Here is a 2,390-nt window from a genome sequence, read left to right on the forward strand (position 1 = left end):
GCCGTGCCCACCGTCACCGCGCTCGCGCCCAGCGCCTGTGCCGCGGCGACGCCGCGCGCGTCGGCGATGCCGCCGGCCGCGATGACGGGGATGTCGAGCGCATCGACCAGCAGGGGCACCAGCGCCATCGTGCCGATCAGCGCGCCCTCGGCGTTGCCCAGGAAGCCGCCGCGGTGGCCGCCGGCCTCATAGCCTTGTGCGATGACCGCGTCGACACCGCTGGCCTGCAGCAACCGGCCCTCGCTGACCTGCGTGGCCGTGCCGAGCACCTTGAAGCCCTGGGCCTTCAGCGCCGCCACGCGCGCCACACCGGGGTCGCCCATGACGAAGCTGATGACGGCGGGCCGGGCGGCGATGGCGGCTTCGAGCTGGGCCTCAAAGTCCTCCTCGAAGCGCTCGGGCCGCGCCGGAGCGGGCAGGCCCAGCTCGGCATGCCAGCCGGCCAGGCGGGCCAGGTAGGCGTCCAGCGCCTGGTCGTCGCGCAGCCACGGCAGGGGGCAGAACAGGTTGATGCCGAAGGGCCGGTCGGTGCGCGCGCGGATGTCGGCGGCGATCTCGCCGATGCGCGCCGGCGCCAGATAGGGCGCGCCGAGCTGGCCGAAGCCGCCGCCCGCGCTGACCGCTGCAACCAGCGCGCTGCTGGCGGCCTCGCCGGCCATGGGCGCCATCCAGATGGGAGGCAGGTTGAACAGCGTATTCATCGCGTCAACTGATGGAGCGCGCCGCCAGCACCGGGAAAAGCTTCATCAGCCCGTCGGCCAGCAGTTCCACCGCAAGCGCGGCCAGGATGAGGCCCATCAACCGCGTCATGATGTTGATGCCGGTCTGGCCCAGCACGCGGGCGATCTTGCCGCTGGCGGAGAAGACGATGAAGGTCACCAGCGCAACGACGACGCCATAGCCGCAAAGGATGGCCAGCTCCCACCAGACGCGCGTCTTGTCGGCGTAGATGACCATGGTCGAGATGGTCGCGGGGCCGGTCAGCAGCGGGATGGCCAGCGGCACCACGGCGATGCTGGCGCCGGCGTCCACCTTGTTGTCGCCATCGCTGACGTCTTGCGGCTTGGCCTCGGCGGGCTTGGCGTTGAGCATCTGCAGCGAGCTGATCAGCAACAGGCAGCCGCCGCCGACCTGAAAGCTGGCCAGCGAGATGCCGAAGAAGCCGATGATCTTCAAGCCGAACAGCGCGGAGAGCGCGATGACGATGCCGGCCGTGCAGGCGCTGACGAGGATGGTCCGGCGCCGCTGCTGGCGCGAGAAGGCAGCCGTGAAGTGGATGAAGAAGGGCACCACGCCGACCGGGTTCACGATGGCCAGCAGCGCGACAAGGGGCTTGTAGATGTCCATGGCGGCGATTGTGGCTAGCTTCTCAGGGCGCGCAGGTAGTCCAGCCCGGCCGCACCGCGAGCGCCCCACCAGCTCAGCAGTTCGCCGTCCACGAGTTGCACCCGCGCCCGCGGGCACAGCGCCTGGGCCAGGGCCAGGTGCTCGGGACCGAAGCGGTAGGGCTCCGAGCTGAGCAGCACGCGGTCGATGCGGCCCAACCAGGCTTCATCGCCTTGCAAGGCCGGATAGCGGCCGGCGCCATGCTCGCCACCGAGTGCGTCCGGCCAGGTGTGCCAGCCGGCCTCGGCCAGCAGCGTGGAGATATAGGTGTCGCGCGCCACCGTCATCCAGGGCTCGCGCCAGATCAGATACAGCACGTTCTCGTCTGGTCGCGGCCCGGCGCGGCAGCGCGCCAGCGCGGTCTCGAATTGCGCCGACAGCATTGCCGCGTGCGCGTCGACGCCGGCCTCATCGGCAAAGGCGGTGCGCAGCTGCTCGAACAGCACGAGGTTGTCCTCGGGTCGGCGCGGGTGCGTGACGATGACCTCGGGCACGAACTGCCGCAGCGCCTCGAAGGTCTGCAACCGGTTCTCGTCGACGTTGACGACGACGTGCGTGGGCATCAGCTTCTTCAGCCTGGCCAGGTTGACGTCCTTGGTGCCGCCGACCTTGGGCACCTGCGCGACGACTCCGGCAGGGTGGATGCAGAAACCGGTGCGGGCGACGAGGCGGTGGCCAAGGCCCAGAGCCGCCAGTGTTTCGGTGGCGCTCGGCACCAGGCTGGCGATTCTTGGCCCTCGCTCGGCTCGTGGCGCCGTCATTCCTCGTCCGTCAATGCCAGGTAGACAGCGCAACAACCGCGCAGCCATACCAGCGTCGGCAGCACCAGCGCGATGGCGAAGACAACCCCGCCGCCGATCAGTGCCGCCAGCCCCAGCGACCCGCCCTCCAGCGGCACGCCGCGGGCACCCAGGCCGCGCGGCCCCAGCCCCACGACGCCGGCCAGCAGCTGCCCGGCCGGCAGCTCGATGCCCGCCCCGAGGATGGCCAGCCCGGCCATGAAG

The 2,390-nt window shown here is 70.8% G+C and carries 4 protein-coding genes; all 4 read right to left on the reverse strand.

All coding sequences use genetic code 11. The annotated features are described in order from the left end of the window. A partial coding sequence (locus ACT6S0_RS27520; protein ID WP_444766906.1) for a nitronate monooxygenase occupies positions 1–701 on the reverse strand: 701 nt, incomplete at its 3' end. 4 nt (positions 702–705) lie between these two features. Next, entirely contained in the window at positions 706–1,347 is a 642-nt protein-coding gene (locus tag ACT6S0_RS27525) for a MarC family protein (protein WP_444766907.1), read from the reverse strand. A gap of 14 nt (positions 1,348–1,361) precedes the next feature. Then, the gene (locus ACT6S0_RS27530; RefSeq protein ID WP_444766908.1) at positions 1,362–2,147 is read right to left on the reverse strand and encodes a helical backbone metal receptor; all 786 of its coding nucleotides are present in this window, start codon (positions 2,145–2,147) and stop codon (positions 1,362–1,364) included. Then, a partial coding sequence (locus tag ACT6S0_RS27535; RefSeq protein ID WP_444766909.1) for a hypothetical protein occupies positions 2,144–2,390 on the reverse strand: 247 nt, incomplete at its 5' end. The genes ACT6S0_RS27535 and ACT6S0_RS27530, both read right to left, overlap by 4 nt.

This window comes from Roseateles sp. (assembly GCF_052436255.1).
GTDB lineage: Bacteria > Pseudomonadota > Gammaproteobacteria > Burkholderiales > Burkholderiaceae_C > Pelomonas.